General features: G+C 74.0%; 20 protein-coding genes and 1 other RNA gene. 9 read left to right on the top strand and 12 right to left on the bottom strand.

Annotation, left to right across the window (positions count from 1 at the left end; translation table 11 throughout):
• Positions 1–41: 41 nt before the first annotated feature.
• The 5 genes from pglW to AC5K6T_RS04380 form a co-directional block, all read right to left on the bottom strand.
• Positions 42–4,427: a BREX system serine/threonine kinase PglW gene (gene pglW, locus AC5K6T_RS04400; RefSeq protein WP_493205794.1), complete on the bottom strand. Its 4,386-nt coding sequence runs from the start codon at positions 4,425–4,427 to the stop codon at positions 42–44.
• Positions 4,428–4,643: 216 nt separating this feature from the next.
• On the bottom strand, positions 4,644–4,964 hold the full coding sequence (locus AC5K6T_RS04395) for a hypothetical protein (RefSeq protein WP_493205792.1): 321 nt from the start codon (positions 4,962–4,964) through the stop codon (positions 4,644–4,646).
• Positions 4,965–4,984: 20 nt separating this feature from the next.
• The gene (locus tag AC5K6T_RS04390) at positions 4,985–5,182 is read right to left on the bottom strand and encodes a DUF397 domain-containing protein (protein ID WP_493205790.1); all 198 of its coding nucleotides are present in this window, start codon (positions 5,180–5,182) and stop codon (positions 4,985–4,987) included.
• Positions 5,183–5,193: 11 nt separating this feature from the next.
• Positions 5,194–6,048 carry a helix-turn-helix domain-containing protein gene (locus tag AC5K6T_RS04385; RefSeq protein WP_493205788.1) on the bottom strand — a complete coding sequence of 285 codons (855 nt, stop codon included), beginning with the start codon at positions 6,046–6,048 and terminating at the stop codon, positions 5,194–5,196.
• A 7-nt stretch (positions 6,049–6,055) separates the two neighbouring features.
• On the bottom strand, positions 6,056–6,580 hold the full coding sequence (locus AC5K6T_RS04380; protein ID WP_493205786.1) for a DUF6879 family protein: 525 nt from the start codon (positions 6,578–6,580) through the stop codon (positions 6,056–6,058).
• A gap of 276 nt (positions 6,581–6,856) precedes the next feature.
• Between AC5K6T_RS04380 and AC5K6T_RS04375 the strand changes: the two genes are divergently transcribed.
• On the top strand, positions 6,857–7,759 hold the full coding sequence (locus tag AC5K6T_RS04375) for a JmjC domain-containing protein (RefSeq protein ID WP_493205784.1): 903 nt from the start codon (positions 6,857–6,859) through the stop codon (positions 7,757–7,759).
• A 347-nt stretch (positions 7,760–8,106) separates the two neighbouring features.
• Here the strand turns inward: AC5K6T_RS04375 and rnpB are convergent.
• Positions 8,107–8,521, bottom strand: an RNA gene (rnpB, locus tag AC5K6T_RS04370) — RNase P RNA component class A.
• Between the two features lie 107 nt (positions 8,522–8,628).
• Between rnpB and yaaA the strand changes: the two genes are divergently transcribed.
• Positions 8,629–9,411: a peroxide stress protein YaaA gene (yaaA, locus tag AC5K6T_RS04365; RefSeq protein ID WP_493205782.1), complete on the top strand. Its 783-nt coding sequence runs from the start codon at positions 8,629–8,631 to the stop codon at positions 9,409–9,411.
• A 107-nt stretch (positions 9,412–9,518) separates the two neighbouring features.
• Complete coding sequence (eda, locus tag AC5K6T_RS04360; RefSeq protein ID WP_493205780.1) at positions 9,519–10,154, top strand: bifunctional 4-hydroxy-2-oxoglutarate aldolase/2-dehydro-3-deoxy-phosphogluconate aldolase; 636 nt, start codon at positions 9,519–9,521, stop codon at positions 10,152–10,154.
• Here the strand turns inward: eda and AC5K6T_RS04355 are convergent.
• Genes AC5K6T_RS04355 through AC5K6T_RS04345 form a run of 3 tightly spaced genes read right to left on the bottom strand, consistent with a single transcriptional unit; the run spans position 10,129 to position 13,349 of the window.
• Positions 10,129–11,757: a bifunctional RNase H/acid phosphatase gene (locus AC5K6T_RS04355; protein ID WP_493205779.1), complete on the bottom strand. Its 1,629-nt coding sequence runs from the start codon at positions 11,755–11,757 to the stop codon at positions 10,129–10,131. The genes eda and AC5K6T_RS04355 overlap by 26 nt on opposite strands.
• Before the next feature lie 12 nt (positions 11,758–11,769).
• On the bottom strand, positions 11,770–12,513 hold the full coding sequence (locus AC5K6T_RS04350) for a zinc ribbon domain-containing protein (protein WP_493207328.1): 744 nt from the start codon (positions 12,511–12,513) through the stop codon (positions 11,770–11,772).
• Positions 12,510–13,349 carry a Nif3-like dinuclear metal center hexameric protein gene (locus tag AC5K6T_RS04345; protein ID WP_493205777.1) on the bottom strand — a complete coding sequence of 280 codons (840 nt, stop codon included), beginning with the start codon at positions 13,347–13,349 and terminating at the stop codon, positions 12,510–12,512. Before AC5K6T_RS04345 ends, AC5K6T_RS04350 begins: the two co-directional genes overlap by 4 nt.
• 234 nt (positions 13,350–13,583) lie before the next feature.
• Between AC5K6T_RS04345 and AC5K6T_RS04340 the strand changes: the two genes are divergently transcribed.
• Entirely contained in the window at positions 13,584–15,062 is a 1,479-nt protein-coding gene (locus tag AC5K6T_RS04340; protein ID WP_493205775.1) for a hypothetical protein, read from the top strand.
• 95 nt (positions 15,063–15,157) lie between these two features.
• Complete coding sequence (locus AC5K6T_RS04335; RefSeq protein ID WP_493205774.1) at positions 15,158–15,316, top strand: hypothetical protein; 159 nt, start codon at positions 15,158–15,160, stop codon at positions 15,314–15,316.
• A 146-nt stretch (positions 15,317–15,462) separates the two neighbouring features.
• Here AC5K6T_RS04335 and AC5K6T_RS04330 read toward each other — a convergent pair whose 3' ends face one another.
• The 3 genes from AC5K6T_RS04330 to AC5K6T_RS04320 form a co-directional block, all read right to left on the bottom strand.
• A complete protein-coding gene (locus AC5K6T_RS04330; RefSeq protein ID WP_493205772.1) occupies positions 15,463–16,401 on the bottom strand; it encodes a 3-oxoacyl-ACP reductase in 939 nt (312 codons plus the stop codon).
• Positions 16,401–17,477, bottom strand: a complete 1,077-nt coding sequence (locus AC5K6T_RS04325) for a Zn-dependent alcohol dehydrogenase (RefSeq protein WP_493205770.1) — start codon at positions 17,475–17,477, stop codon at positions 16,401–16,403. The genes AC5K6T_RS04330 and AC5K6T_RS04325 overlap by 1 nt, the downstream gene beginning before the upstream one ends.
• 199 nt (positions 17,478–17,676) lie before the next feature.
• Entirely contained in the window at positions 17,677–18,537 is an 861-nt protein-coding gene (locus tag AC5K6T_RS04320; RefSeq protein ID WP_493205768.1) for a MaoC/PaaZ C-terminal domain-containing protein, read from the bottom strand.
• A 689-nt stretch (positions 18,538–19,226) separates the two neighbouring features.
• Here AC5K6T_RS04320 and AC5K6T_RS04315 point away from each other — a divergent pair.
• The 4 genes from AC5K6T_RS04315 to AC5K6T_RS04300 all read left to right on the top strand — a co-directional run bounded on the left by AC5K6T_RS04315 (position 19,227) and on the right by AC5K6T_RS04300 (position 23,193).
• The gene (locus tag AC5K6T_RS04315) at positions 19,227–19,877 is read left to right on the top strand and encodes a class I SAM-dependent methyltransferase (protein ID WP_493205767.1); all 651 of its coding nucleotides are present in this window, start codon (positions 19,227–19,229) and stop codon (positions 19,875–19,877) included.
• Between the two features lie 352 nt (positions 19,878–20,229).
• Complete coding sequence (locus tag AC5K6T_RS04310; protein ID WP_493205766.1) at positions 20,230–21,183, top strand: N-acetylmuramoyl-L-alanine amidase; 954 nt, start codon at positions 20,230–20,232, stop codon at positions 21,181–21,183.
• A gap of 90 nt (positions 21,184–21,273) precedes the next feature.
• Entirely contained in the window at positions 21,274–22,056 is a 783-nt protein-coding gene (locus AC5K6T_RS04305; RefSeq protein WP_493205765.1) for a DUF5336 domain-containing protein, read from the top strand.
• A gap of 108 nt (positions 22,057–22,164) precedes the next feature.
• Complete coding sequence (locus AC5K6T_RS04300; protein ID WP_493205764.1) at positions 22,165–23,193, top strand: LLM class F420-dependent oxidoreductase; 1,029 nt, start codon at positions 22,165–22,167, stop codon at positions 23,191–23,193.
• Positions 23,194–23,310 lie beyond the last annotated feature (117 nt).

Here is a 23,310-nt window from a genome sequence, read left to right as displayed (position 1 = left end):
GCGCATCGCGACACTTCCACGCGGCACCTCCGGCGGAGCGCTCACGCCGCCGCGGTCACCGCCGTCAGGAAGTCGCCGTCGAGGTAGGCCCGTTCCCCGTCGCCGCCGATCACCTCGACCGTGCGCCCGTCCAGGTGCGGGACCTGCGTCCGTGTGTCCACGGGGCAGAGCAGCCACAGCCCGTGCGGGTCGTCGGCGGGTCGTCGGGCCGCCGTCTGCAGCCGGACCAGGAGGTCGTGGCCGCCTTCGTCCCAGTACCGGGCGAGCAGCCCCGCATCATGCAGGAAGAGGACCGTACGGGGGGTCGCGGCCCGCTCCAGCAGGGCGGCCTCCAGACGTACCCACACCGCGCGGACGAACGAGGCCAGACCTCGCTTGATGTGCCCCGGCGCGGAGCCCGCGTCGGCGCGCAGGACCTTCTCCCAGTCCTGCCCCTTCTCCGCCGCCAGCGCGCGGAACTCGGCGAGGAACTCCCGCCCCAGGTCGACGGGTTCGACGGGGAACGCCGCGGCCACCGCCTCGGCCGCACCCGGCAGCCGGCTGCCCTTGACGGTCAGCGCGAGGAACCCGCCGCGCTGAGCACGGGACGCGAGCCTGGCACGGGTGGCGGCGTGCGGATCCCCGTCCACCTCCGCGACCGCCGGGATGCCGTGGCCGGGTGACAGGTAGCTGGTACCCGTCCCGGTGGACGTCCACGGGCCGCCCCTCTCCAGGGCCGGCGGGAAGAACCGCTCCAGCTTGGTGTCGTACCGGAGCTCGAAGCGCGCCTCCCTGAGCGGGTCCTCCAGCTCGACGTACGTCGGCTCTCGCTCCGGGGAGAGCGCGTCGAGCACGGGGAAGCGTGCGCGCAGCCGCGCCAGCAGCTCGGCGACGGTGATGCCGCGGTCCCGTCGGACTCCCGCCCCTGCCTGCGAGATCCGCAGGGCGCGGTCCAGGCCGAGGTCACGGGGATACAGCTCAAGGCGCGGAGTGACCTCGGTCCCCACGGCGACGGCGGCCGCCAGGTCGACCAGCCGGGTGTCCGCGAGCGGGGCGAAGCCCTCCGGGGCGGGCACCGCGCGCAGGTCCCGGACCACCGCGGCTCGTCCCGGCAACGGCTCCTGACGCGCCAGACGCTCCGCCACCGACCCCAACTCGGATGCGTAGTCGGCCAGTTCACGGGGGCTCGGGTCGTCGGTCCCGGGCAACGACTCCGCGGCGACCAGTACGGTGTCGCCTCGCCGGTGCACGGCCAGGCGCGGCTCGTGCTGTTCCGCGCCCTCGCCGTCCCACAGCTCGGCCTCGGTGGCGGCCCGTACGACGGCCAGCGCCCTCGCGAGCGTCCGCTCGGGCGTGTCGTCGCCCGCGCCGTGCCGGACGCGCAGCTCGGCGGCGGCCTCCTGCGCGGTCATGACCCGCCCGGCCGCGGAAACCATCTCGACCAGCTCTTCGCGCACCCGCCGCAGCCAGTCCGCCTCGGCCCACTGCTTGATCTCGATGCGGTGATGACGGGAGACCGGCGGCTGCTTGATCCTGAGATGGTCGGCGATGCGGGCCTGGACCGGCCAGGGGCCCAGCGGCGACAGCCCGCCCTCCTCGGGTGGCAGACCGAGGGTGAGCCGGACCACCGGCGCACGGTGGGAGCCCTTGCGGCCGGGTTCGGGGGTGAGCCTGGCGGCCATGTCCTCTATCGACAGGAGCAGCGGTCCGTCCGGCTCGGGGTCACCGTCCGTGCGCGCGGCCGGTGCCGCCGGCCGGACGTCGGCACCGGCGGGCTGCCGCAGGGCGACCGCCCACTGCTTGCGGCGCCGGTTGAGTTCCTTGCGCACGAGCGCTCCCGCGCCCCGCGCCTTCGAGATCGCGTAGGGCTGGACGTCGAGCAGCTCTCCCACCTTGGTGGCACCCAGCCCGTGCGCGACGGACACGGCCCGGGGCGAAAGACCCGCGGCGTCCAGCAGGGTCTCGGCGTCCGCGGCCGCGGCCGCGGCGTCGCGGGCCTCCTCCGCGTCCTCGGCCTGGGCGCCGACCGTGGCCGGGGTGGTCGCCGGCCTGGTCGCGTCGGCCGCCCGGAACACCTCGCGCCACTCGTCGTGCATCTGCCGCAGCGTGTCGAAGCGGTGCTCGGTGTCGCGGTGCAGGGCCCGTCGGAAGAAGGACGTGAGGCCGTCGCTGAGAGCCGGCTCGAACAGCTCGGAGGCGACATACAGTTCGGCGGACTCGTTGGTGAGCGGGTCCAGCTGTCCGTCGCCCCACATGGGTCGCTCACCGCAGGCCATCTCGTGCAGGGTGACGGCCGCCGCGTACCGCTCGGCGTGGTCGTCGTAGTACGGCCGCCGCAGGGAGCCGAGGAAGGGGTCGAGGTAGCCGCGCGTGCCCGCCTTGATGTCACGCTCGGAGGCGTCGGCGAGGGAGAAGTCGAACAGCTTCAGACGCCAGATCCGGTCCTTGCTGTGGTGGATGCCGAAGTTGTCGGGCTTCAGGTCGCGGTGCAGGACTCCGTTGGCGGCGAGCTGGTCGAGCGCCCTGAACAGGTCGTCGCCGAAGCGCTCCAGCTCGTGGTAGGTCAGCTTGCCCTTGCCGCGCAGCCGGGCACCCAGGGACTGCTCACCGGCGTACTCCAGCTGCAGGACGGTCCGCCCGCCGATCTCGTGCAGCCCTTCTCCCCGCAGTTGTACGACCGCGCCGCCGCCGACCTCCTTGAGAACGCCCGCCTCGGCACGCAGCCGTTCGGCCTTCTGCTCGTCCAGAGCGACCTTGAAGACCCGTTCGTCGGTCTGCGTCCGGCCGTCCTCGTCCTCGACCACGCGCTCCACGAGCAGGGCGCGGGCCGTGGCGCCGGTGCCGAGGACGCGGCGTACGGACCATTCCGCGTCGAGCGACTGGCCGGGCAGCGCCTCCAGCGGATCGACCCCCACGGCCGTGGGCGCCTCGGGCAGCACGCCGGCGCGCTCCGCCTTGTCCAGCAGGTCGAGGAACTCCTCGGCGGAGCCGAGGCGTTCGGTCACGTCGGAGCGAGTGGCCTGGAAGACCAGGTCGTCGAGGGCGTCCGAGAAGCCGTCGGCGACGGCGTACAGATGCAGCCCCGCATCGGTGCGCAGGCGCTCGCTCAGCGCGCTGCGCTGCGTGGCGGGAGGCTGACCGGTGAGGATCAGGTAGGCGACCGCGCCGAGCCCGAACATGTCCAGGTCGGCCGGATCCGCGTACGGCTGGTCGGTCTCGGGGGCGAGATAGAGGCGGGCCGCGTCCTCGATCAGAGCGGCGTCGAGCGCCGAGCCGCCGATCGAACGGAAGAAGGTGGCGTTGCTGTCGAAGTCGCGGGCCGCGGTCTGCCAGTCGGTGATGCGCAGCTCGGGGTGCGTCCCGTCGGACCGGAAGGAGACGTAGACGGAGCCGGCCGCCAGGGCCCGGTGGTAGAGGGCGCGGTGGTGCGCGTAGCGGACGGCTTCGGCGAGCTGGCGGACGAGATCGAGGCGGATCTCCGGGGTGAGCTTGCCCCCGTAGGTGGCCAGGTACTGGTCGAGACGCAGATCCGTGTGCCGGTGCCGGAAGAGGATCGCGGGTCCGCCCTGGTGCTCGCGGATCTCGACGGCCTCGACGATGCCGCGGTGCGTGATGCCCTGCAGAACCTGGTACTCGCGGCGGGCCGCGCGATCGGTCGACTTCTTCGCCGCCTCGGTGGCCATATGGCCGACCAGATAGATGCGGACCCGGCCCTCCCCCTGCACGAGTCCGTCGTCGCGCGTGGCCAGACGGTCCTCCCAGGAGTGCCCACGGTCCAGGGGGTGCGGCTGCAGCTTCCAGGCGTCGCCGAACCTGAGATGGGCCGTGGACTGCTGGACTCCGATGGCCTTCAGCAGGCGCGGCAGGGTGTTCCGGGAGAAGTCGGGCGTGATGCGGCGGTCGGGGCGGTCCGGCGGCAGGCCGAGGAAGTCCTGCCAGATGCGCTTCAGGCCGGTGGGGCGGTCGTCACGACCGTAGACCTTGACCTTCTGGACATCGTCGAGACGGCTCTCGAGATCCGGAGCCGAGAGGAAGATCGCCGGTTCCACGCGCGGCACGGAACGCTCCGGGATGCCCAGCTTGCGCGCCGCCCACAAGAGCCTGCTCTTGAGGTCCTTGGACTTGGCGTCGTTGAAGTGGAGCGGGTTGTTGATCGTCCGGGTGCGGTCGGAGCCTCGGAAGTTCCAGGTGGATCCGTTGTTCTCCAGGCGCCCTGGATGGCTCTTGATCTCGACCAGGTAAAGGCCGGCGGGTACCGCGATCAGCAGGTCGCACTCGTTGATACGGCCCGACTGCGCGGTGAAGGAGAACGTGGCCCAGGCGCGATACGGCTCGGCGGCCGGCATCAGGCGGCGTACATGGTCGAGAGCGTCCTGCTCCCAGGGGTACGGGGAGGGCCGATCCTGGAACCACTGCTGCGCCGGACGCGGTGGTCCCGGCTTGGGCACCGGACGCGGGCCTCCTGCCGTCACCGTTCGACCTCCGCTGTCTCCTCACGCCCTTTCGGGCCGAAATCCCCGGTCGACCTTACCGCGCCCCGCTGACAGGCAGCATCCGTTCGGCTTGCTCCCAAAGCCCACCATCTCACCCGAGGGCCCGGCGTTCCTCGAACGGCTGGATCTCCGTGGAGCTTGCTGGCGTCGTCGGCCACATCGGCGACGGCGTCAACCGGCGGCTCGGGTCAGCAACGCTTCTGTGCGGGAGCGGATGGACCTGGCCCGGGGGTCGGTATAGGGGGTCAGGTGGGTCAGGGCCTCGATCCAGTGGCCACGGGCAGTCTCGGGGTCCTCCGGGTGAACGGCCGCGGCCAGGTGGTCGAGTTCCAGGGCGAGCTGCCATGTGTCCCCTAGGTCGCGGTGAACGGCCGCGGCCCGGCGGTGGAAGGTGGTGGCCTCGCCGTGGCGGTCCATCGCGGCATACGTCTGGCCCGTGCCGCGCCAGGCCAGGGCCTCGCGGCTGCGGTCGCCGAGGCGTCGGTGGAGCATGGCGGAGCGCCGGTAGGAGGTCAGGGCGTCGCCGTGCTGGGCGGCGGTGCGAACTCCACGAACGCCGCCCAGGACGACGGCAGGAAGGTCAGGGTTCCGCCGTCGCGGTCCTTCGTGTCGCGGACCATGACGTTCGTCGGGTCGTTGTCGGCCACTTCAACACAGCTGTCCGACTTCGTGTAGGTGCTGGTGCGCCAGTTCGGGGTCATGGACTGCATGATGCGCTCTCCTAATCGCTCGGCATCTGATCGAAGTGCTGGATCGCTGTGAAGATGAGGTCTCGGACAGCGGTGCCGTAGACCGCTGACTGCTTCAAGAGGGCGAACGCCTTGGTATACAGCTCGATCTCTCGGGGCTGGGAAACGGACAGCTCTGCCGAGTAGGTCTCGACGAGGACCAGCCGGTCATCGAACATCGAGAACGAGTTGCCCGGCCATATCGAGGCCGACGCGGACCTGGGGACAATGCCCAGGCTGAGGCGAGGGAGCCTCATCACAGCCAGCAGGCGGTCGAGCTGCCCCTTCACCACTTCCGGGCCCCCAAAGTTGGTGTACAGGGCCTGTTCGCCGAGCAGTACGTTGAAGATCCGATCGCCCTTGTAGAGGTACTGCTGACGCTCAAGCCGCTTCGCCACAGCCGAATCGGCGTCGTTGGGGATCTCGTAGTAGCTGACAACCTGCTTGAAGACTTCGGCAGCGTACTCCGTCGTCTGAAGGGTCCCCCAGACGACGGTGGGGTGCCAGATGCGGAACACCTTGGTCTTGCCGTACACCGGAAGGGCCTGTTGTTGGCGCTTCTCTGCTCCGGTCTGGAGCAGTCGGCGCATCTCCATCCACAGCTCGTCGACGTGGCGGACGATCGCGATCAAGTCGCCCATCTGGTCGCCCTGGCCCGTGGCCTCGCACCAGACGCGAATGTCCTCATCGCTGGGGCGCTGCTTGCCGTTCTCGATGCGGGAGACCTTCGACTCCTGCCACGAGGTGGCACGCGCGAACGCCCGGCCGCTGACGAATCCCGCGTCCTTGCGGAAGCCACGCAGCCGGGCACCCAGCGCTTGCAGCGCCTCTTCTACTTGCACGCTCATGGAACGGTCAGGGCTTGTACTCGGGGTGTGGTACAGCGACGGCCCACAGCAGATCCCGCAGGCGTACGCACTCAGCAACGATGTCCGGGTCCTCGACGATCTCGGACCCAAGGACTCTGCCGTCGGAGTCGAAGTGGCCCACTGCCAGAAGGCGGTCGTCGAACAACCACCAGTCGTCACCCCCCACGGGGAAGGTGACGCTCTCCGGCAAGCGATGCCGAGGCAGCCAGCGAATGTCCTCGCCCGCTTCCTCGTTGAGACCGGTCGTGGCGTGCTCCCACTGAATGTAGGGAGCATGCGGCTCCGTCACCACGCGGACGCGTCGGACGGTCTTCCCTTCCCCGGTAACGCGCCTCATGAGCTGCGTCCACGGCTCCATATAGGAGTAGTCGACAGTCTCACCGCGGAGCCAGCTCGTGAACGGACTCTCCTCGTCGGGGACGGAGTAGTCGTCCCTCAGCTCCAGGTGGAATGCATCCTGCCCGAAGCTCTCAAAGAGCTGGTTGCGCTCGGCGCTGGAGATCAGCTCCACGCGGTTCCTCCAGTAGGGCGGTGATCGCGGCCTTGGGGACCTCGACCACGGTCTCGTAGTCCGGAATCTCCATCTGGGACAGGGCCTCGGGGTCGGTCACCTCGCGGCCCTGAACGACTGGAGTACGCCGCTGACGTACTACCCCGTGGGGTCGACGTGTCCTGGGTGCACTACACCGCGTCGAAGAACCTCTGGTCGGTCAACGTGGTCTGCTGCCCCAACCGCTTCCATCCGGACATCCCCTGCCCGCTCCCGCCGTCGTAAGGAGTCGACGCCGTGTCGCTGCACCTCTTACTGCCCGAGGAGGGCGTAACCGATCTACTGGCCTCCTGGCCGGATGAGCCTCGCGTCTACGAGCGAGGAAAGTCGTCCCTCGACGAGACCGTCACGGCGGAGACCATCCGGAGCTACGTCTTCAGGGGATGCGTCCCTGCCGACGAGATCGCCGTGGTCAAGGCCCCTAACCCTTCGCTGAACCCGACGGCGTACACGACCAGCGGCCGCACCGACCGTGCGAAGCTGGCCCGGTTGTACGAGAGCGGCCACACCATCCGCCTCGGCAACCTCCAGCGCGTCGTTCCCGACCTGGCCCGGGTCTCCCACAGCATCCAGGCCGAAACCGGCTACTCGAACTACATCCACGCCTTCCTGACCCCGCCCGGCAACCAGGGGCTACGCCATCACTGGGATCAGCAGATGGCCGTGATCGTCCAGATGGCCGGCACCAAGCGGTGGCAGCTCTGGAGCCCGCCCGTCGAGTCCCCCATGAGGGAGTACAACGAGTCCTTCCGTGTGTGGAGGGATCACTTCATCCCCGAGTGGGAATCTGCGGGCCCAGACCTCGAAGTCGACCTTCGGGCAGGGCAGTCGCTTCTTCTCCCGAGGGGCTGGGTTCACAACCCGCACGTAACCGACCTGGATATGGACAGCGTTCATCTGACGTTCGCGATCCGTGAGCGCACCCCCCTGTGGCTGGCCGAGAAGCTGGTCGCCGAAGCGATCGAGGACCCGGAGTTCCGCCGAATCCTCCTGCCCGGTGACATCACCGGACCGGCGCTGCTGGAGCGGATGCACGAGGTCCGCCAGGCGCTTCGCGCTCACCTGGACGGGCTCGACCTGCAAAGCCTCGCCGCAGCCGTGCGCCAGACCGCCCTGACCGAGCTGGAGTACACCACCTGACATCAGTCCCTGGCCCCGGCACGTTCGCATATCCCGTTGCGGACGGGCCGGGGTCCTCGTTCACTCCAGTCGCCGTCGCGGCGACAAGTACGCCTTCTGGCGCCTCGGCGCGACGACACGGCATGACTCATGGATGCAGCACGAAAGCCCGCCGAAAGAGCGCGGCTGCGGCCCGCTCACGATCGGCTCAGCGGGGCGTCGTCACCGCCACAGGATCGCCGCACAGCATCGAGAAACACCCAGAAACAGTCACAGAGAGTGAGCAATGAACACTCGGCTGCGGAGGCGTAAAGGTAGCCCCTGACCAGGCAAAACACCTGACCAGGGGCCTACCGTCGAAGGGGTGGCAGACGAGTCGGGCTGTACGCCGGGTTCTGTTCCCCGGGTCCCTCGCGGGGGCCGGGGCGACGGCCATCCATCTAGGGCCGGCGTTGCCGCCGGCCTCGTGCGGTCTACCCGCGGACTCGGGCGGGCAGCCCTCGAACGTCCGCGCAGAGCGCGCCTTGCGGCGGCTCCTCTTGACCTTGCTCCGGGTGGGGTTTACCTAGCTGCCCAGGTCACCCTGGGCACTGGTGGTCTCTTACACCACCGTTTCACCCTTACCGAGGGCCGTACGGATACGGTCCCCGGCGGTCTGCTTTCTGTGGCACTGTCCCGCGGGTCACCCCGGGTGGCCGTTAGCCACCACCCTGCCCTGTGGAGCCCGGACGTTCCTCGAAGGGCCCCCTCAAGGGGACTCCTCGCGGCCGCCCGCCCGGCTCGTCTGCCGTGCCGACCATGGTACCGGCCCCGGCCGGCCCCCGTGGCCGCGCCCGGGTCGGGGGAGGCCGGGCCGTACGCTGTCCCGGAGTCCGAGTGAAGGAGATGTCGTGCTGGTCCTGCTTCCGCCCTCCGAGGGCAAGGCCCCCTCCGGCCGCGGTACGCCGCTGAAGCCGGAGGCGTTGTCGCTGCCGGGGCTGGGCGGGGCGCGGGCGGCCGTGCTGGAGGAGCTGGCCGGGCTGTGCGCGGGCGACGAGGGCAAGGCCCGTGAGGTGCTCGGGCTCAGCGAGGGCCTGCGCGGCGAGGTGGCGAAGAACGCCGGACTGCGTACGGCGGGCACCCGGCCGGCCGGGGAGATCTACACCGGTGTCCTGTACGACGCGCTCGGCCTGGCCACCCTGGACACCGCGGCCAAGCGGCGGGCGGCCCGCTCGCTGCTGGTGTTCTCCGGGCTGTGGGGTGCCGTGCGGGTCACCGACCGCATCCCCTCCTACCGCTGCTCGATGGGCGTGCGGCTGCCCGGCCTCGGGGCGCTGGCCGCGCACTGGCGGGCCCCGATGGCCTCGGTGATGCCGGAGGCCGCCGGGTCGGGGCTGGTGCTCGATCTGCGGTCGGCCGCCTACGCCGCGGCGTGGAGGCCCCAGGGCGACCTCGCCGCCCGGACGGCCTCGGTCCGGGTGCTGCACGCACCCACCCGGAAGGTCGTCAGCCACTTCAACAAGGCCACCAAGGGCCGGATCGTGCGCGGCCTCCTCCAGTCCGGGGCCGCGCCGCGCACCCCCGCCGAACTGGTGGACACCCTGCGCGAGCTGGGGTACGTCGTCGAGGCGGAGGCCCCGGCCCGCGCGGGCACGGCCTGGTCGCTGGATGTCCTGGTGGAGGACGTCCACTGACCCCGCCCCGGCGCGGGCGGGCTCCCGGCCGCCCGTGAACCCCTGCGTGCGTTGCAGTGTGCGCAACACTCGTTGCGCGTGGTGAGGGGCGTCGGCAGGATGACCGTATGGTGTCCTCCGTACTCGGCCTCTCGCGCGTCCTGCCCGTCGTGGTCGTGGACGACCCCGCCGACGCCGTGCCGCTCACGTCCGCCCTGCTCGCCGGAGGGCTTCCGGCCGTCGAGGTGACCCTGCGGACGCCGGCCGCGCTGGAGGCGGTCGCGGCGATCGCCCGTGAGGTGCCGGACGCGGTCGTCGGGGCGGGTACGGTCATCGCGCCCCGGCAGGCCGAGGCCGCGGTCGCGGCCGGAGCGCGCTTCCTGGTCAGCCCCGGCTGGACGGACGCGCTGCTGGCGGCGCTGCGCGGCACGGGGGTGCCGTTCCTGCCCGGAGTGTCCACGGCGACCGAGGTCGTGGCGCTGCTGGAGCGCGGCGTGCGGGAGATGAAGTTCTTCCCCGCCCAGGCCGCGGGCGGCACCGCGTATCTGCGGTCGCTGGCCGGACCGCTCCCCCAGGCCCGGTTCTGCCCCACCGGCGGGGTCGGGCCGGAGAACGCCCCCGGCTATCTCGCCCTGCCCAACGTGCCCTGCGTGGGGGGAAGCTGGATGCTCCCGCCGCAGGCGGTCGCGGACCGCGACTGGGCGCGGATCGAGTCGCTGGCCCGGCGGGCGGCGGAGCTCAGCGCAGGTGCGACGTGTCGTTGAACAGGCGGACGCTGGCGTTGCCGTCGGCGTAGTAGGCGACCGCGGACAGCGAGGCCGCCGACAGCTCCATCCGGAACAGCGCCCGTGCCGGGGCGTCCAGCGCCAGCCGCACCAGCGTCTTGATCGGCGTCACATGCGTCACCAGCAGCACCGTACGGCCGGCGTGGGCCGCGACCAGCCGGTCCCGGGCGGCGGCCACCCGCTCCGCGGTCTCCTCGAAGCTCTCCCCGCCCCCGGTGGGCCGGGCCCCCGGGTCGGCGAGCCAGGCGTCGAGGTCCTCGGGGTGGCGCTCCCGCACCTCCCCGAACGTCAGCCCCTCCCAGGCGCCGAAGTCCGTCTCGCGCAGCCCGTCGTCGACGGTGACCTCCAGGCCGAGGCGGGCCGCGACGATGCCCGCCGTCTCCCGGGTCCGGGCCAGCGGGGACGCCACGACGTCCTGCACCGTGCCCCGCCGGGCCAGCGCGGCGGCGACCCGCTCGGCCTGTTCCCGGCCGGCCCCGGACAGCGAGGGGTCGCTCCCGCCGCTCCCCGAGAACCGCTTCTGCGGGGTCAGCGGCGTCTCCCCGTGCCGCAGCAGCACGAACGTCGCGGGCGGCCCCATGTCGGCCGGCCCCCACCCCTGCGCCGCCACGGGCCGGGCGGCGGGGACGGAACGGGCCGCGGGACGCGCCGCGGAACGGGCCGCGGGACGGGCCGCGGGACGGGCCGCGGGACGGGCCGCGGGCTGCGGCGTCGCCTCCCGCGCCGCCACGGTTCCCGCTGTCCCGGTTCCGGCCGTCGCAGTTCCGGCCGTCGCAGTTCCGGCCGTCCCGGTTCCGGCCGTCCCGGTTCCGGCCGTCGCAGTTCCGGCCGTCGCAGTTCCGGCCGTCCCGGTTCCGGCCGTCCCGGTTCCGGCCGTCGCGGCTCCCGCCGTCGCGTTCGCCGCCGCCGCGTCGTGGGCCGCCGCGTCGTGGGCCGCCGCGTCGTGGGCGGCCGCGTCGTGGGTGGCTACGTTGCGGGTGGCTCGTAGGTCGTCCCCCGACGACCTCGGGCCCTCGTCCGCGGGCCGCACCTCCCCCGCGGCGTGCTCCACGGCGCCCCCGGCCGTCGCACCCGCGCCGGCGGCCGCAGTGCCGGCGGCCGCAGTGCCGGCGGCCGCGATGCAGCCCGCCGCGGTGTCGCCCGCCGAGGCGTCGGCGGGCGGGGGTTCCGCGGCCGCCGTGCCCGCGTCCATGGCCTCGTTGGCCAGGCGGTCGGCGTGCTTGTTCCGCTCGCGCGGGATCCACTCGTAGGTCACCCGGTCGGCGGGGAACACCCGTCCCGCCGCCAGAGCGAGCGGCTTCATGTCGGGATGCCTGATCTTCCAGCGGCCCGACATCTGCTCGACGACGAGCTTGGAGTCCATCCGGACGTGCACGGCGGCGTCCGGGTCCAGGGCGTGGGCCGCGCGCAGGCCGGCGAGCAGGCCGCGGTACTCGGCGACGTTGTTGGTGACGACGCCGAGGTACGCGGACTCCTGGGCCAGGGTCTCCCCGGTGGCGGCGTCGGTGACGACCGCCCCGTAGCCGGCCGGGCCGGGGTTGCCCCGGGATCCGCCGTCCGCCTCGACGATGAACTCCCGCACCGCGAGGACTCCCTACAGCCCGGACTCGGCCGTACGCACGAGGATGCGGCGGCAGTTCTCGCAGCGCACCACCGCGTCGGGGGCGGCCTGGCGGATCTCGTTGAGCTCGGTGATGGCGAGCTCCTGGCGGCAGCCCTGGCAGGAGCGTGCGTACAGCTTGGCCGCGCCGATCCCGCCCTGCTGCTCGCGCAGCTTCTCGTAGAGCTTGAGGAGGTCGGCGGGGACGGAGCCGGCGACGACCTCGCGCTCCTTGGTCACCCCGGCCGTCTCGCCGTCGATCTCCTCGAAGGCGGCGTCCCGGCGGGAGGTCGCGTCGTCGATCTTCGACTGGACGGAGGAGACCCGCTCGGTGAGCTCGGCGACCCGCTCCTGGACGGACTCGCGGCGCTCCATGACCTCCAGGACGACGTCCTCCAGGTCGCCCTGCCGCTTGGCGAGCGAGGCGATCTCGCGCTGGAGGTTCTCCAGGTCCTTGGGGGAGGTGACGGCGCCGGAGTCGAGGCGCTGCTGGTCGCGGGCCGCGCGCTGGCGGACCTGGTCGACGTCCTGCTCGGCCTTGGTCTGCTCGCGGGCGGTGTCGCTCTCCTCGGTCTGCGCGGCCACCAGCAGGTCGCGCAGCTGGGTGAGGTCCCGGCCCAGCGACTCGATCTCGGCGTGCTCGGGCAGCGACCTGCGCCGGTGGGCGAGCTGCTGGAGGCGTACGTCGAGGTCCTGGACGTCGAGGAGGCGGATCTGGTCGGCGGGCGCGGCGTTCAGTTGGGGGCTCCAAGGGAAGGGGTGTGGATGGTCCAGGGGTCGGTGACCGTCGTCGAGACGTGGACGCGCAGGTCCCAGCCGTGGCGGTCGGAGATCTCGTCGAGCTGGGCGGCGGCCAGCTCGCACCAGGGCCACTCGGTGGCCCAGTGGGCGGCGTCGAGCAGGGCGAGGGGGCTGTGGGCCCGCGCCTCGGACACGGGGTGGTGGCGCAGGTCCGCGGTGAGGAAGGCGTCGACGCCGGCCGCGCGGACCTGGTCGAAGAGGCTGTCGCCGGAGCCGCCGCTGACGGCGACGGTGCGCACGGGGGCGTCGGGGTCGCCGGCGACGCGGATGCCCTGCGCGGTGGCGGGCAGCCGGGCGGCGGCCCGGCCGGCGAGTTCGCGGACGGTCAGCGGCTGGTCGAGTTCGCAGATCCGGCCGAGGCCGCGGCGCCCGGCGGGGTCGGCCGGGTCCGGCACGAGGGGGCGTACGACGCGCAGGTCCAGGGCGCCGGCCAGGGCGTCGGAGACGCCGGGGTCGGCGGTGTCGGCGTTGGTGTGGGCGACGTGCAGCGCGATGTCGTGCTTGATCAGCGTGTGCACGACGCGGCCCTTGAAGTGGGAGGCCGCGACGGTGGTGGTACCGCGGAGGTAGAGCGGGTGATGGGTGACCAGCAGGTCCGCGTCCAGTTTCACCGCCTCGTCGACGATCTCCTGGACGGGGTCGACGGCGAACAGGACCCGGCCGACCTCCTGGCCGGGATCGCCCGCGACCGTGCCGACCGCGTCCCAGGACTCGGCCCGCTCGGCGGGCCACAGGGTCTCCAGCTCGGCGATGACTTCAGACAGACGGGGCACGGGGAAAGGCTACCTGGCCGTTTCCCGCCGCCGCACCGGTGCGGGCGTCGCGGACGCGCGGCGCATCCCGCACCGCACGCCGGGCGGCGGTCCGGCCCGCACGCCGGACAGCACACCCGTCTCCGTTTCCTCAGGCGAACCGGCGGGCGACCACCTTTATGTGTGAAGCGGCAGCCTGCCGGTCCTCCGTCTGTGCGTGCGAAAACTAGCTTCGTCGCCGGAGGTGACCGAACCATGACGGCCTGTGCGATCGAAACGGCCGCCGCGGGCGCGGAGGACCGCGAACCGGCGACGGGGTGTGTCATCACGGTGGACGGCACGTACGCCGCCCGTCTGGCCCGCAGCGGCGACTCCTGGTTCCCGGAGCGGTGGACGCTGGACGGCCCGGAGCCGTACGCGGTGCCGCTGCCCGGCAACCAGCCGGAGGAGCCCGGCACCGAGGTGCAGCCGCTGGCCGACGGGCGGGTGCTGATCAGCCGGTCCGCCGACGGCCGGCAGGTCTTCTCGCTGCTGTATCCGGCGGGGGCCGGCACCGGCGAGCTGCCGCTGGGCGCGGTCGAGGGCGGGCCGCGGCTGCTGCCTCCGGCGCCGGGCGGCGAGCGGGTGTACGCCCTGGCGTCCGGACCCGGTTCCAGCGCGGTGTGGCTGGTGGCGGGCGGGGCGTCCGGGCCGGAGCGGGTCGCCGAGGTGCCGGGGCGCTGCTCCGGCGGGGTGTGGCTGGACGCGGCCGGGCAGCTGCTGGCGGTGGACCGGGAGGGCGCCGACGGCACCAAGACGGTCGTGGTGGACCTGGCCCGCGGCGGCGCGGTGTCGCCCCTGCTGCAGATCGCGGCCGGCAGCGACGACCGGCTGCTGTGCGCCGACCCGGACTCCGGGCTGCTGCTGATCCGCTCCGACGCGCCCTCACCGGGGCGGCCCCGGCTGGGCTGGGGGGTGCTGGGCAGCATGCTGCCGGTGCGCTTCCCGGAGTGCCTGCGCCTGGAGGGGTGCGAGGTGGTGCCGTTCGCCGTCCAGCCGGGGCAGGTGCTGACGCCGGAGCGCTGTGCGGTGGCCCTGCGGGTGGCGGGCCCGGCGGGCGACTGGGTGGGGGTGTGGCGGCCGGCCGACCGGCAGGTGCGCCATCTGGCCGCGCCGCCGGGGTGGCTCGCGGGGTCCGGCCTGTGGAGCCCGCAGGGCACCCTGCGGCTGCCCTGCGCCACCGGGGACGTCCCCTGCGGCATGACCGAATGGGCCGCGCCCTGGCAGGAGTTCACGGCGGCGGACCGCGCGGGCGAGGCGCGTGCAGCGGGCGGGGCGGGCGGCGGTACGGGCGGTACGGCCGGCCCGGGTGACGCCGCGCCCACGGTGCCCGCCGAGGAAGCGGGCCTCTCGGGTACGCCCGCGGAGGGGGCGGGCATCCGGTGGCTGCCGCCGGAGGCGCTGGACGCTCCGGGGGTGCCCCCTAAGGCGGGAGGCGCCCGAGGAGGCCCCGCGGACACGGGAGGCGTCGCCGCGCCGTCCGCGCCGTCCGCGCCGTCCGCGCCGTCCGCGCCGTCCGCGCCGTCCGGGCACCTGCCGGGCGGGGCCGCCGGAGCCGGCCTCTCCGCTTCCCCGGCGCCCTCCGCTCCCCCGGCGCCCTCCGCTCCCCCGGCGCCCTCCGCTTCCCCGGCGCCCTCCGCTCCCCGCCCCGTTCCGCTGCGGGAGGCCCCCCTGGGCCGTCCGGTAACAAAGTAGACGCGGTTGGCGTGACCGCCTGGATTCGACCCGAGGTGTGCCGGTTAGACTCCCCCGGCTGTAAGAAGATCATGTATGACGGGGTGAATCCTTCGATGAGTGACGCCAGCACGTCCCAGCAGCTGCCGGCCGACGCCCGTGCGGCGGCCGGTCACGGCAAGCACCGGGGGCCGGTCTCGGCACACGACGCCGAGACGGCTCCGCGCGGCCGCCACCGCAAGCCGGTGGAGCAGCCGACCGAGAAGGCTGCCTGACGGCGGCCCACGGACCCGGGCCTCGGCCGTTCCCCCCTTCCGGAGGAGGTCCGGGCCTCCCGGCCCCGGCGCACGGGGTACGTCCGTCCCCGGGCCGGAGTGCGGGCGCCCCGGACCTCCCCGTACGCGGCCGGGCGCACCACGCGCTACGCCCGGCCGAGTCCGAGCACCTCCGTCGCCGCGAAGGTCTCCCCGGGCGGGCGGCCCGCGAAGTACGGGGTGAGCAGCGCGTCGAGTTCGCCGTGGCTGAAGGTGTCCTGCTTGCTGTCGAACCGGGCCTGGACCCGCGGGCGTTCGACGACCGCGACCATGCCGCCGTGCACGACGAGGAGCTGCCCGTTGACGCGGGCGGCGGCGGGTGAGGCCAGATAGCCGACGAGGGGGGCGACATGTTCGGGGGCGAGCGGGTCGGGGCCCTGCTCCGGGGCGGCGAGGCCGGCGAAGACGTCCTCGGTCATCCGGGTGCGGGCGCGCGGGCAGATGGCGTTCACGGTGACGCCGTACCGGGCCAGCGCGAGCGCGGTCGACGTGGTCAGGCCGACGATCCCGCCCTTCGCGGCGGCGTAGTTGGGCTGTCCGGCGGAGCCCGCGAGGAACGCCTCGGAGGAGGTGTTGACGATCCTCCCGTACACCGGTCCGCCCGCCGCCTTGGACCGCTGCCGCCAGTGCGCGGCGGCGAACCGGATGGTGTTGAAGTGGCCCTTGAGGTGGACCCGGATGACGGCGTCCCAGTCGTCCTCCGTCAGGGAGAAGACCATGCGGTCGCGGAGGATGCCCGCGTTGTTGACGAGGATGTCCAGCCTGCCGAACGCGTCGGTGGCCAGCCCGACGAGGGCGCGGGCCTGCGCGAAGTCGGAGACGTCGCCGGTGTGGGCGAGGGCCGTGCCGCCGGCCGCGCGGATCTCGGCGGCGACCTCCTCGGCGGGGCCAGGCGAGGCGGCACCGGAGCCGTCCCGGCCGGGCTGCCCGTAGTCGTTGACGACGACGGCCGCGCCGAGCCGCGCCAGTTCGAGCGCCTCGGCCCGTCCCAGTCCGCGCCCGGCGCCGGTGACCACGGCCGACAGGCCGTCCAGCGGCGCGCCCATCACACCTCCACGCAGGTGCGCAGGGCGCTGCCGGCGCGCATCCGGTCGAGTGCCTCGTTGATCTCCGCGAGGGGCACCCGGTGGGTGATCAGGCCGGCCAGGTCGATCCGGCCGGCCCGCCACAGGGCGATCGCCCGGTCGTAGGAGCGGAGCACGTCCCCGCCCCCGTACAGGGAGGGGAGGATGCGCTTCTCGTCGAAGAACAGCTCGAACATACTGAGGTGCAGATGGTCGTCGACGGCGCCCGCGCCGACGACGACGAGGGTGCCGCCGCGCCGGGTGGCCTCGTAGGCGGTGCGGGCGGTGGCGGAGCGGCCGACCACCTCGAAGACGCAGTCGAAGCCCTCCCCGCCGGTGAGCCGCTGCTTGGCGTCGGCGAGTTCCCCGGGTGCCACGGCCTCGGTGGCGCCGAAGCCGAGCGCGGCCTCGCGGCGCGCCGCGACCGGGTCCACCGCGACGACGGCCGCCGCCCCGCGCAGCCGGGCGCCCTGGATGACGCTGACGCCCACGCCGCCGCAGCCGATCACGGCGACCGACGAACCGGGTTCCAGGCCCGCCGTGTTGAGGGCGGCGCCGAGTCCGGTCGTCACCCCGCAGCCGAGGAGGGCGGCGATGTCGAAGGGCACGTCGTCGGGGATCGGCACGGCGCAGCGCGCGTCGACGACGACCTCCTCGGCGAAGGTGCCGGTCCCGGCGAAGCCGAAGACGTCGCCGCCGGCCCGCCGGAAGTTGGGGATGCCCGCGTTCATGAACCCGGCCAGGCACAGCTGGCTCTGGCCGCGCCGGCAGGCGGGGCAGGCGCCGCAGGCGGGCAGCCAGCACACCAGGACGCGGTCGCCGGGCTTCACCCGGGTGACGCCCTCGCCCGCCTCCAGCACCTCGCCCGCTCCCTCGTGGCCGGGCACGAACGGGGCGGGCTGCGGCAGGACACCGCTCATCGCGGACAGGTCCGAGTGGCACAGGCCCGAGGCCCGTATCCGGATCCGGACCCGGCCGGGCCCGAAGCCCACCGCCGCGACGTCGTCGAGGACCTCCAGTTTCTCCTGGCCTGTCTCGTGCAGTACGGCTGCGCGCATGGTGCGGCTCCCCTCGGGTCGTACGGGGCTCGGTGGGCGTACCGGGCTCGGTGGGCGTACCGGGCTGAGTGATGTGGGCTCGGTGCGGGGCTCGGGGGCGGGGCGGGGCGGGTTCCGGGGCGGGGCCGGGGTTGCGGGGGTCCGGGCCCCGCGCCCCGGGGTGCGGAGGCGCGGGGTGCGGAGGCGCGGGAGGCCCGGATCAGGAGTGGTGCAGGACCGTGTCGGTGAGGACCGGCGCGTCCGCGCGTCCGACGGCGCCGACGTCCGCCCGTACGACGCCGGGCCCGTGCCGCCACAGGCGGATGCGCAGGGTCTCGCCGGGGAAGACGACCCCGGCGAAGCGGGTGGCGTAGGAGCGCACGCGGCTCACCTCGCCGTCGAGCAGGGCGTCCACGGCGGCCTTCAGGGTCATGCCGTAGGTGCACAGCCCGTGCAGGATGGGCCGGTCGAAGCCGGCGCTCTTGGCGAAGTCGGGGTCGGCGTGCAGGGGGTTCCAGTCGCCGGAGAGGCGGTAGAGCAGGGCCTGGTCCTCGCGGACCGTACGGTGCAGGGTGCGGTCGGGCGGACCGGCGGGCTCCTCCAGGCGGGTGTCCGGGCCGCGGTCGCCGCCGAAGCCGCCCTCGCCGCGGACGTAGATCTGGGCGTCGTTCGTCCAGAGCGGGCCGTCGCGGTCCGCCACGTCGGTGCGCAGCACGAGGATCGCGGCCTTGCCCTTGTCGTACACGGCGGCCAGGCGCGAGGTGGCGGTGGCGTTGCCGGTGGCCGGGATCGGCCGGTGCACGGTGAGGGACTGCCCGCCGTGCAGGACGCTCGCCAGGTCGGCCTCGACGCCGGGCAGGGACAGGCCGCTGATCACGCCGGGCGCACCGGCCCCGGCGACGGTGGCGAAGCTCGGCAGCACGTGCAGCCGGGTCTCCAGGGTGTAGCGCAGTTCGTCGGGGTCGGTTGCGGGCACACCGGCGCCGATGCCGAGGTGGTAGAGCAGGACGTCCCTCGGGGTCCAGGAGATCTCTCCGGACCGGGGCCGGGCGGCGAGCGCCTTGGCGGCGTCGATGGGCATGGGGCTCCTGACGGGTCGGGGTCCGAGACCTCGGCGCGGACGTCCGCACCGTCGGCCGCACCGAGGTCGCCTTGGGGACAGCCGGTGCCGCGGCCGGAGGGATACACCGGCCCGGCGGACCCTTCCGGCCGCAGCGCTAGGGCGTGTTTCGAAAGTAGCGTCGTCTGCCCGAAGGGCAGGCCTGGCGGCGTCTGGTGCGTGCGATCGCAAGGCGGAGGGTCGCCCCGGTACTGGATGTATCGGGGCGAGCCCGACAACGCGGCGAGCGTGCGTGCCAGACGCCGCCAGGCAGGCGGGACTTTCGAAACACGCCCTAGAACACGTTTCAGTCCGGCGGTCTCGTGTATAGCCCAGGCGCGCGCACTTGTGAAGGCTCCTGACATGATGTCAGATCCCGGAGTCGGGCAGCGGGCCGGGCGCAGGCCGCCCGCCGACCGTGCACCGCCGCCGGGGGCCCGGACACCAGAGCCTCGCACCGCCGCCGGGGCCCGGACACCAGAGCCGCGCACCGCCGCCGGGGCCCGGACACCAGAGCCTCGCACCGCCGCCGGGGCCCGGACGGCGGGGCCGCGGGCGGGGCACCCCGGGCGGGCCTGCGGGCAGGGCGCCGTCACCCCCGGCTCGCCCTCCGGGCGGGGGTGCGGCAGCATATGCGGCCTGACCTGTCCGTCCGACCGAAAGGGACCGGCATGCCCGCGGCCCCCCAGCCCGAGATCCTCGCCGCCTTCGAGGCCGCGAAGGGGTTCCTGCCCGTGGACGAGGGGCTCGCGCTGTACGCGGCCGCCGTGGAGGCGGGTGCGCTCGGGCTGCCGCTGCTGGAGGTCGGCACGTACTGCGGGCGTTCCACGGTCCTGCTGGCCGACGCCGCCCGGGCGGCCGGGGTGACCGCGCTCACGGTCGACCACCACCGGGGCAGCGAGGAGCAGCAGCCGGGCTGGGAGTACCACGACCCCGAGACGGTCGACCCGCGCCTCGGTGTGATGGACACGATGCCCGAGTTCCGCCGGACGCTGTTCCGCGCCGGACTGGAGGAGCACGTGGTCGCGCTGGTGGGCCGGTCTCCGCAGATCGCGGCCCTCTGGAACGCCCCGCTCGGCTTCGTCTTCGTCGACGGCGGGCACACCGACGAGCACGCGGGCGCGGACTACGAGGGCTGGGCCCCGCATGTGGCGGAGGGCGGGCTGCTGGTCATCCACGACGTGTTCCCGGACCCGGTGGACGAGTTCACCGGCCAGGCACCGTACCGGATCTACCTGCGCGCCCTGGCCTCCGGTGCGTTCACCGAGGTCTCGGCGACGGGCTCGCTGCGGGTGCTGCGCCGCACCGGCCCGGGTCTCTGACGACGGCCGGTCCCGGGGCGCACCGGCGCCGCGCTCGCGGCCGGGGCGGCCCGCGCCCGGCTCACGGGTCCGGGTGACACGCGCCGTGCTCGCGGCCCGGGGCGACACCCGCCGCGCTCACGCCCCGCCGGAGGGCGGCGGGTAGCGCCCCGGGGCGGACGGCACCCGCACCACGCGCCGCCCACGGCGGCACACCTCCTGCTCACACCCCGGGACCGCACCCGTCTACCGCACCCGCCGACCGCACGACCCGAGCGACACGCGCCGCGCTCACGCCCCCGGCGCACGCTCCCCGCCGAACAGGGGGCGGCGCTCCCGGCGCAGGGCCGGTGCGGCGGCTAGGGTGGCGGGCGTGTCGTACCCGCACCAGGACCCCGAACCCCTCTCTCCGCGCCGCCGGCGCCGCCTGCCGGCGGTCGCGGTCGCGGCGCTCGTGCCCGGCGCTCTGCTGGGCTGGCTGGTGTACGAGACGGCGGGCCCCGGCGGCGGCGCACCGGAACGGGCCGCGGCCTCCGCCGGCCCGTCCGCCTCCGCCGGCAGCCCGCGCCCCGCCTCCGGCGCGGCGGGCTCCGGCGCGGCGGGGGACGCCGGGAAGCCGGGCCCGTCCACGCCGGGCTCCCCCACCGATGCGGGCCCCCTGGCGGGCAGGGTGGTCGTCATCGACCCCGGCCACAACCCGGGCAACTTCGCGCACACCGCGGAGATCAACCGCACGGTGGACATCGGCACCCAGCGCAAGGAGTGCGACACCACCGGCACCGCCACCGGCTCCGGTTACCGGGAGGCCGACTTCACCCTCGACGTGGCGCACCGGCTGCGCACGCTGCTGCAGGAGCAGGGCGCGACGGTGAGGCTGACGCACGACGCGGACCGCCCGTACGGCCCCTGCATCGACGAGCGCGCCCGGATCGGCAACGCGGCGGGCGCGGACGCGGTGGTGTCGGTGCACGCGGACGGTTCGGCGGCCGGCAACCGGGGGTTCCATGTGATCCTCCCCGGGGCCGTGCACTCCGGCGCCGCCGACACCCGCCCGGTCGTCCTGCCCTCCCGGGACCTCGGCGAGCACATCGCGGACGCCTTCGCGCGCGAGACCGGCAGCGCGCCCGCGAACTACGTCGGCGGGGGCACCGGTCTCGTCACACGTCGGGACCTGGGCGGTCTCAATCTCTCAACAGTTCCCAAGGTGTTCGTCGAGTGCGGCAACATGCGGGACGGCAAGGACGCGGCGCTGCTCACCAGCGGCGCCTGGCGGCAGCGGGCCGCGCGGGGGATCTCCGAGGGAGTCGCGGGATTCCTGCGGGAGTGACGACCGCCTCGTGATCCGGGCGGACACCCTGATCGTTCGGACGATAAGGTCATCGCTGCCGATGACGAGACGACTGACGAAGGACAATCAGTGAATATCCGCTCCCTCACTCGGGGCGACGGCGTGGTGATCGGGGCAGCACTCTTGCTCTTCATCGCGTCGTTGCTCGACGTGGCCGGCTGCGACGCACCGGATGCGGTGTGCGAGGCGGCCGACATCCCGAACGCCTGGGACAACCTCGGACTCGGCCTCGGCACCTACATGGTGGGCGTGGCCGGTGCCGCCCTCGTGGTGGTGACCCGCCTGCTCCCGCAGCCCCGCAAGGTCGCCGGACTGGACCTCGGTCCGGTCGGCGTGGCCCTGACCGTCGCCTGCGCCTGGTCGCTGCTGTGGTGGACGATCGACATCGACAACGCCGGAGCGGGCCTGATCATCGGTCTGCTCGCCTCGCTGGTGCTGGCGGGCGGGGCGATCGCCGGCCCGATGGTGCCCGCGCTGCACCACGCGCTGCTGCCCGCCCCGGGTCCGTCGTCGTCCCCGCAGCCGTACAACGGCGGCCAGCCCCCCGGCGGCTACGGCTACCCGGGCGCGCAGCAGCCGCAGCAGCCGCAGCCGTTCGGCGGCCAGCCCCAGCAGCCCTACGGCGGTCAGCCGCAGGCGCCGCAGCCGGCGGGCGACTTCTCGCCGTTCTGGTTCGCGGTGCCGGTGCCGCGCACCCTGTTCGCGGAGGACGGCACGCAGTCGCCGGTCGCCGAACTCGCCCCGGGCACCTGGTACCTGGCCGTCGAGCAGCGCGGCGCGGCCCTGGTCGCCCAGACGCAGGACGGCCGTCGCGGTGTCCTCCAGGACACCAGCGGCATCCAGCGCGGCTGACCCGGCCCCTCCGGCACGCACGGCCCCCCGCCCTTCCGGGCGGGGGGCCGCTGTCGTACAGTCGCAGCCCCGGCCACATCTGACGTTTCGTCAGAAAGGGAGAGCGGCATGCGACTCGGTCTCGCGCTCGGCTACTGGGGCCGCGGCCCCGACCCGCGCCACGTCCCGCTCGCCCAGGAGGCGGAACGGCTCGGCTACGACTCCGTGTGGACGGCGGAGAGCTGGGGCTCGGACGCGTTCACCCCGCTGACCTGGATCGCCGCGCACACCACCCGTATCCGGCTCGGCACGGCGGTCGCGCAGATGGCGGCCCGCTCCCCCACCACGACGGCCATGCACGCCCTGACGCTCGATCACCTGTCGGGCGGGCGGCTGCTGCTGGGGCTGGGTTTGTCCGGCCCGCAGGTCGTGGAGGGCTGGTACGGGCGTCCGTTCCCGGCCTCGCCGCTGACCGCGACCCGGGAGTACGTCGACGTGGTACGGCAGGTGCTGCGGCGCCAGGCGCCGGTGAGGCTGGACGGACGGCACCACGCGCTGCCGTACCGCGGCCCGGACGGCACGGGCCTCGGCAGGGCCCTCAAGCCGGTCACCCACGCCCCGCGCCCCGGCCTGCCCGTCCTGCTGGGGGCGGAGGGGCCGCGGAACATCGCCCAGACGGCCCGGATCGCGGACGGCTGGCTTCCGCTGTACTGGTCGCCGGTGCGGGCTCCGCACCTGTACGGGAAGGTCCTCGCCGAGGCGCCCGAGGGGTTCCGGGTGGCCCCCATGGCGCAGGTGCGGGTGTGCGAGGACGTCGCCGAGGGGCTGCTGCCGGTGAAGGCGATGCTCGGCTTCTACATCGGCGGGATGGGCCACGCGGCCCGCAACTTCCACGCCGAGCTGATGGCCCGCATGGGCTACGAGGGCGCGGCCCGCCGCATCCAGACACTGTTCCTCGCCGGGCGGCGCACCGAGGCCGTGCAGGCCGTGCCGGACGCCTTCGCGGACGAGATCTCGCTCGTCGGGCCGCGTGAACGCATCGCTGAGCGGCTGGAGTCGTGGCGGGCGGGCCCGGTGACCGACCTGCTCGCACTCGCCCCGGACCGGCACTCGCTGCGGGTGCTGGCCGAACTGAACCCGCCGGAGCGGGCCGGGTAGCCGTCCCGGCCGCGGCGGACGCGGGCCCCGCGGACACTCCGGCCGGACGGCCCCGGGCGGTCCGCCCGCGGCCCGCGGCTCACTCGCCGCCGGCCCGCGGCGGTCCGGCCGGACGCC

Source organism: Streptomyces sp. B8-7, assembly GCF_058833805.1.
Note: the sequence above shows the minus strand (reverse complement) of the source record. Positions and strands in the feature narration are given on the sequence as shown.